Annotated in this window: 8 protein-coding genes; 5 read left to right on the forward strand and 3 right to left on the reverse strand. The window is 69.1% G+C overall.

Going from position 1 to position 6,741, the window contains the following annotated elements; all coding sequences use genetic code 11:
- Positions 1–646: 646 nt before the first annotated feature.
- On the reverse strand, positions 647–958 hold the full coding sequence (locus ABT137_RS11465; RefSeq protein ID WP_351706119.1) for a hypothetical protein: 312 nt from the start codon (positions 956–958) through the stop codon (positions 647–649).
- 161 nt (positions 959–1,119) lie between these two features.
- On the opposite strand from ABT137_RS11465, the gene ABT137_RS11470 reads away from it, so the two are divergent.
- The 3 genes from ABT137_RS11470 to ABT137_RS11480 all read left to right on the forward strand — a co-directional run bounded on the left by ABT137_RS11470 (position 1,120) and on the right by ABT137_RS11480 (position 3,018).
- Positions 1,120–2,115, forward strand: coding sequence for a helix-turn-helix transcriptional regulator (locus ABT137_RS11470; RefSeq protein WP_351706121.1), 996 nt, complete (start codon positions 1,120–1,122; stop codon positions 2,113–2,115).
- Between the two features lie 157 nt (positions 2,116–2,272).
- On the forward strand, positions 2,273–2,896 hold the full coding sequence (locus tag ABT137_RS11475; RefSeq protein ID WP_351706124.1) for a LuxR C-terminal-related transcriptional regulator: 624 nt from the start codon (positions 2,273–2,275) through the stop codon (positions 2,894–2,896).
- Positions 2,893–3,018, forward strand: coding sequence for a hypothetical protein (locus tag ABT137_RS11480; RefSeq protein ID WP_351706127.1), 126 nt, complete (start codon positions 2,893–2,895; stop codon positions 3,016–3,018). Before ABT137_RS11475 ends, ABT137_RS11480 begins: the two co-directional genes overlap by 4 nt.
- A 53-nt stretch (positions 3,019–3,071) precedes the next feature.
- On the opposite strand, the gene ABT137_RS11485 is transcribed toward ABT137_RS11480, so the two are convergent.
- Together ABT137_RS11485 and ABT137_RS11490 are read right to left on the reverse strand one after the other, a co-directional pair.
- Positions 3,072–3,848, reverse strand: a complete 777-nt coding sequence (locus tag ABT137_RS11485; RefSeq protein WP_351706129.1) for a 4'-phosphopantetheinyl transferase family protein — start codon at positions 3,846–3,848, stop codon at positions 3,072–3,074.
- Positions 3,838–4,110: an acyl carrier protein gene (locus tag ABT137_RS11490; protein WP_351706131.1), complete on the reverse strand. Its 273-nt coding sequence runs from the start codon at positions 4,108–4,110 to the stop codon at positions 3,838–3,840. Before ABT137_RS11490 ends, ABT137_RS11485 begins: the two co-directional genes overlap by 11 nt.
- Before the next feature lie 266 nt (positions 4,111–4,376).
- Here ABT137_RS11490 and ABT137_RS11495 point away from each other — a divergent pair, with 266 nt between their 5' ends.
- Together ABT137_RS11495 and glyA are read left to right on the forward strand one after the other, a co-directional pair.
- Positions 4,377–5,249, forward strand: coding sequence for a TauD/TfdA family dioxygenase (locus tag ABT137_RS11495; RefSeq protein WP_351706134.1), 873 nt, complete (start codon positions 4,377–4,379; stop codon positions 5,247–5,249).
- A 48-nt stretch (positions 5,250–5,297) separates the two neighbouring features.
- Complete coding sequence (gene glyA / locus ABT137_RS11500) at positions 5,298–6,665, forward strand: serine hydroxymethyltransferase (RefSeq protein WP_351706137.1); 1,368 nt, start codon at positions 5,298–5,300, stop codon at positions 6,663–6,665.
- The last annotated feature ends 76 nt before the right edge of the window (positions 6,666–6,741 follow it).

Consider the following 6,741-nt stretch of genomic DNA (forward strand, 5'->3'; position numbering starts at 1 on the left):
GCGAGGGCGACGTGACCGGACACGCGGTGGCAGAGTGACGGCGCATCGAAGCTCCGGGCGATACAGGCGACTTGGCAGGTCACCGGCACCAACCGGAGCTTCGTTGGATGGGTGGTGGCTCGCCACCCCTCGTCGTGATGCCGTGACCAGCACGGGTCCTTGATCGACAAGAAGGTGGAACCGCCCTGGCGGAGCTTTTCGGGCGGGGACACCGTGTCGCCTGCCTGCTCTCGATGACCTCACACATGCCGAGACGGCACCAAAGGCCGATGTCTTCGACGCGTCCGGCATCCTGGACAAGGCACTGTCGCGGATACACACACATCCCGCGCCAACGGTCAACGCCTGGCGTTGAGGCGGATGTCAACCCCAGATCATGTCGTTCGGCGAGGCATCGCCGACGACCACGGACTCCGAAGTGTTGCCGGACCCATCGAATGCCGGGATCAGGAAGGCGAAGGCCGTCAGGAGAACAACAGCCCAGCGGGCGGGACGAATGCGAAGCAACGTAGGAATCCCTTCCAGAGTTGGTCAGTTATTTCCTCTGCGCCACAAAGCATCGTCAGCCGGGAAGACCGTCGGAAGAGAGATCAGGTGGACGGAACGGGCCCTGGACCGAACCGGCCAGCGGGTCGCGCCGCCGGGTTCAGTCCATGAGGCCGTCGAGGCCGAAAGGGGCCAGCAGGGGCGCCTCGGAGCGTCCGACCCGCCATCCTGGCAGCGGCCCGTCCTCGGCAACCACGCGTCGGCACAGTCTCGCTGCCGTCTCCTCCGCGTCCTGGAGGCGGTCGGCCAGCACATAGACGCCCACCGTCATCCCGTGTCCCGGGTGGGGATGGATGACCACATGCTCCACGCCGTCGCCGGGGTGTGCCAGGGCTTGTAGGAGGTCCGCGAGGTCCTGGGGGATACACGAGTCCGCCCTTCTGTGGAGGAGTTCGGTGTGGACGAGATACACGCCTCCGATTTTCCTAAAAGGGCGAACGGGGGAGGAAGGGAATTAGTTAGGCCTATTCCGGCAATGGCCGGTACAGTCCACGTGTTTCCTCTGCATAAATCGTGCGCGAGGCGTGATGGTGTAACGTCTTTGCAGCGAGTATCTGTGGGGGGAGATGCGCCGTGCTCAAGTCGCTTGGCCTTGATTCCATAGCCGAGGCCGTCTACCGAGCTCTGCTGGCAGAGCCACGAGACGGTGTGGCCGACCTCGCCGAGCGGCTGGGAATCACCCCCGAGCAGGTCCGCCAAGGGCTGGACACCCTGAGCGAGCTGGCGCTGCTGAGACCCTCCTACGACCGGGAGGGGGAGCTGTGGCCGGTTTCGCCCGAGGTCGGCCTCGAACTGCTGATGGCACGTCAGCAGGCCGAGCTCGCCGCGCATCACCAGCGCCTCGAGGAGTCCCGGGAGGCCGCCACCCGGCTGATCGCCGACTACGCGGCGATGCGGCCGGCCGAGCCCCAGCCCAACAGCGAGCTGCTGAACGGGATCGACCAGATCCGTGACCGGCTCGCCGCGCTCACCCGGGAGACCCGGGAGGAGGTCATGACCTTCGCCCCGGACGGTCCCCAGCGGCCGGAGCACATCGAGGCCGCGAAACCGCTCAACCAGGATCTTCTGGACCGCGGTGTCCGGATGCGGACGGTCTATCTCAACAGCGCCCGCAACAGTCTGCACACGCTCGAGTACGTGAGCTGGCTGTCCCGGCTCGGCGGCCAGGTTCGCACCGTGCCGACGCTGCCGACCCGGATGATCGTCGTGGACCGTACCACCGCCGTCATCCCCGTGAACAGCGACAACAGTGCCGAGGGCGCGGTGGTGCTGACCGGCCACGGGACGCTGACGGCGCTGTGTGCGCTGTTCGACAGCGTCTGGCACAGTGCCCGCCCGCTGAACGAGGAGAGCAGGGCCGACGACCAGGGTCTGACGGACCAGCAGTCGATGGTGGTGATCCTGCTGGCCGAGGGGCACACGGACGAGACGATCGCCAAGCGGCTCGGTGTGTCGCCTCGTACCGCGCGGCGGCTGGCGTCCGAGCTGATGGCCCGGCTCGGGGCGCGCAGCCGGTTCGAGGCGGGCGTACGGGCGGTGCAGAACGGCTGGCTGTCGGACGACCGCTGACCGGGCGTCCGTGCCGGTAACCCGCGTGCGGCCGATGTCCCGTTGCGTCCAGGGCCCCAACGGGCCAGCGAAGTCCTCTTCCGATGCGCGCGCCGATCATGGAGATTGGCCGTCGTAAGGCAGAAGTGGACGGGAATTGCGCAGACGGGGAGTCGACATGGTGAGTGCCGGCCTTTTCCTCCGGAACCAGCTCGCCCTGTTGGGCATCCGTTATCTGCTGGACGCGGAGGCGGACATCCAGGTCGTGTTCGCGACGAGCACGCCGTTCGCGGTGGCGGCCGACTCGGTCGACTGTCTCGTACTGGATCGCGATCTGCTCGACGAGCTGCCCGAGCCTCCTCGTGGGACGTCCGGGCTGCCGGCCGCCCGGACGGTCGTGCTGACCGGCGACGGTGCCGGTCCCGGGCGGGGCGTGGCGCTGGACCGGGCCGGTGAGACCCATCCGATCGAGGACGCGCCGCTGCTGCTGGTGGACGCCATCCGGCGGGTGGCCGGTCCGGGGGCGGCCGCGTGCGGTCCGGAGTCCGTCGTCCGGCAGGGGATCGCCACGCTCTCCCCGCGGGAGCGGGAGGTGCTGCGGCATCTCGTGGAGGGCTGCACGCACAACCAGGCGGCCCGGCGGATCGGCATCAGCCAGCACACGGTCGACACGTACGTGAAGCGCATCCGCTCCAAGCTCGGCGCGAGCAACAAGGCGCAACTGGTCCGAGCGGCCCTCGGCGCGCCACGCGCTCAGTCCCCGCACTCCGGACACCGACAACGACAGCAGGTGGAGACATGAGGCCCGAAGGCACCGGCACCCGTCTCGTGGTCCGCGACGGCGAGCTGCAGTACTCGCTCCGGCCGGCCGACCGCGAGGTGCCGGACGGCCGGCACCTCGCGGCCGGCCGGGTTGCGGGGTGACCGCGAGCCGTGCCCGGACCGCATCGAGCAGGTGTGGACGGACCTGAGGCCGCTCAGCGCCCGGTCCCCGCGCTCCGCGGCGGCCCCGAACTGAAGTCGGCCGCCGAGGGGTGGTTCCTGGAGTAGGCGGTGACGTCGAGCGGTCCGCCGCCGATCACCGCGACGGCGGCCGCGCGGCCCGCCCCCGCCTCCAGGTCGACCAGCAGGAAGTCCTCGGCGGGCCTGGCAGCGGGTCCGCCGAGGAACAGCACCCGTGGTTCGTCCTCCGGGGCCGAGACCCCGATCTCGGTCAACGGCACGCGCAGCCCCTGGCCCGTCGCCTTGAGCACGGCCTCCTTCCGGGTCCACATCCGGTGGAAGCCGCTCCCGGTGGCGTGCGCGGGGGTGCGCGGCTCGGTCGGCCCGATGACGTGGGGAAGCAGATCGGCGGGCGCGACCGAGGTGCTGATCACCTCCACGTCGATGCCCACGGGGCCGGCCCGGGTGACGGCGACCGCGACCCGGTCGCCCGAGTGCGACACCGACACCTGGAGCCCGGTGCCGGGCAGTTCGGGTTTCCCGTGGTTCCTGGAGCAGTCCGGGCAGCGGGCGACCACCGCCAACCGCCGTGGCGGAACGCCGAGATAACCGCCCGCGGCGGTGCGCAGCAGGGCCCGGCCGGCGATGAACCGCCGCCGGTCCTCCTCCATGCGCAGCTGCGGGATCCGTTCCTGCTCGGCCCCGTCGAGCAGGGCGAGGCAGTTGTCGGTGACCGTCGTCGGATCGGCCCACCAGATGTGGCAGTCGGCCGGACCGAGCAGCGGGACCGCCGGGGGCGCGTCAAGCAGCACGGGCCCTCCCTGTGGCGGACGACAGCGCCCTGGTGATGCGCTCCAGCATGGAGCCGAACGATCCGTCGACGGCCAGGTCGGTGCTTCTCACCTCGACCCCGAAGGCCTCGGTGGCCTGCGCGCACAGCTGGACCGCGCGCATGGAGCGTCCGCCGACGGCGAAGAAGTCCGTGCCGTCCTGGACGTGGTCGACGCCGAGCGCCTCGCACCAGATTCCGGCGAGCCGGCCGCGTACGGCATCGAGCCCGAGGTCATCCTTCACCGCATTTCCTTCCACTGTCGAGAACGGGCGGTACCTCAGGTACCGGTCGGCCTCCCATGTTCATCGCGGGACGGTTCGAACACACGCCCCCGAAAGCCGTGACACCTGTTCAGGGGACAGTGCGGACAACCGACCTTGGACGGAATTGCACGCCCTCGGCATTGACCGGATCAGTCCATGATCCCGATATTGCCCACCAGTTGGACGCGCCTCTAACGTCACGGTAGTGATCGAATGTCAGTGCCTCTCATCACGGAGGAATTCCCATGGGGACGACCCCCTTCAAAACCTCTCCTCTCTCCGATCACCACGGGCTGGTGATCGAGAGCGCGGATCTCCCTCTCGCGGAACTTCCGCACGCCGAGACAGCGGAACTTTTCAAGCAGCACGGCACGCTGATGTTCCGCGGTTTCGGTGCCACCGCCGATGATTTCCGCGGACTCGTGCAGAGGTTTTCCTCGAAGCTTTTCTTCCATCAGAATCCCAACCGCGAGACGATTTCCGACGACGGTGCGGTGCTGCTGGTCGACGCGCACCGGAACCCGATCCCGGCCCACTCCGAGATGAGCTACTGCCCGCTGCACCCGGACATCCAGTGGTTCTACTGCGTGCGGCCGGCCGACGAGGGCGGCGAGACGACGGTCTACGACGGCGTCGAGGCCTACAAGCGGCTCGCCAAGGAGACCCGCGAGCTGTTCGACCGGCTCCGGCTGACCTGGCGGCTTCCCTTCCCGACCGCGCCCGAGCACCAGGAGCGCGTGTTCGGCACCGCGGACCGCGCCGAACTCGAGGCCCTCTTCGCCACGTTCGACGACTTCGAGTACGACTTCGACGAGGCCGGCAACCTCAACTGGAAGTGGACCGTGTCCGCGGTCCCGCAGGCCCGCTACGTCGACGCCCCCACGCTGTGCAACAGCTACCTGGGCTCGGGCGCGCTCGTGTCCTTCGAGGACGGATCGTCCATTCCGCAGCACTGCCGCTGGGACGCGCTCGATGCCACCGAGGAGGTGCGGGTCGACATCCCGTGGCAGTCCGGCGACATCGTCATGATCGACAACAAGCGTGTGATGCACGGCCGGCGTGGCTTCGAAGACCCGGACCGCAAGGTCGCGGCGATGCTCTCGACGCCGAACTTCTGATTCCCCCTCCCCTGCCGTCCGCCGCACTCACAGTTTGGATTCGACTCCATGGCTCACGCCGTCGGTCTGCCCACACTCACCGCTCCGACCGCTCCGCTGTCGTCCTTCTACGAAAACGCTCTGCACGCCATGGAGCTCGAGGACCCGGCTCTGTACGGCCTGCTGGACAACGAGTTGCACCGGCAGCGCGAGACCCTCGCCCTGGTCGCCTCGTGCAGCCCGGTGAATCCCGCGGCGCTGCTCGCCGAGGGGAGCTTCTTCGCCAACGTCACGGCCGAGGGGTACCCGGGCCGCAGGTTCCACGCCGGATGCGTGAACGTCGACAAGGTCGAGGAACTCGCGGTCGAGCGTGCCAAGCAGGCCTTCGGCGCCCGCTACGCCAACGTGCAGCCGCACTCGGCCAGCACCGCCAACCAGGTGGTGATGAACTCCCTGCTCAAGCCCGGCGACCCGATCCTGGGCCTCGACCTGGACGCCGGCGGTCACCTCAGCCACGGTGCCTCGGTCAACATCTCGGGCCGAATCTTCGAGGCGCACAGCTACGGCCTCGGGCCCGACGGACTGATCGACTACGCGGAGGTCCGGGCCCAGGCCCTGCGGCACCGGCCGCGCCTGATCATCGCGGGCACCACCGCCTACCCGCGCACCCTCGACTGGGCCGCGTTCCGTGCCATCGCCGACGAGGTGGGCGCGTACCTGCTGGCCGACATCACCCACATCGCGGGTCTGGTGGTGGCCGGCCTGCACCCGTCGCCGCTGGCGCACGCCCATGTGGTGACCACCTGCACGCACAAGCAGCTCTACGGTCCGCGCGGCGGTCTGATCCTGCTCGGCGACTCGGCCGACACCGTGCTGCCGAGCGGCCGTACGCTCCAGCAGACTCTGCAGAGCGGGCTGTTCCCGCTGATCCAGGGCGCTCCGGTGGTCAACAGCATCGCCGCCAAGGCCTATGCCCTGGGGGCGGCGACCACGCCCGCCTTCGCCGCCACGATCGACCGGGTGCGCACGCTGGCCGCCGCGCTCGCCGAGCAGCTGATGGGCCGCGACGTGCGGGTCATCTCGGGCGGCACCGACAACCACATCGTCGTGGCCGACGTCCTGACGTCGTTCGACGTCACCGGTGTGAACGCCGAAAAGGCGCTCGAGCAGTGCGGCATTCTCGTCAACAAGAACCGGATCGTCGGCGACCGCCACTCCGCCCGGGTGACGTCGGGTGTGCGTTTCGGCAGCAACAGCATGGCGGCACGCGGTCTCGACGTCGGCGACGTCGAGGAGGTCGCGGACCTCGTCATCGAGGTGCTGACCGCCACCCAGAACACGTCCAACACGACGTACGCGCTCGACCCCGCGGTGCAGGCACGGGTGCAGGAGCGGGTCAGGAACATCTGCCACCGCCGGCCCATCGCCGGTTACTGACCGCGATTCTCCCCAGGCGGACCGGTCGGACAGCCCCCTGTGCCGGTTCCGCCTGCGTGGTGCGCCCGCAGGTCCG

The organism is Streptomyces sp. NPDC001980 (genome assembly GCF_040296885.1).
In the GTDB taxonomy this organism is placed as follows: Bacteria; Actinomycetota; Actinomycetes; order Streptomycetales; family Streptomycetaceae; genus Streptomyces.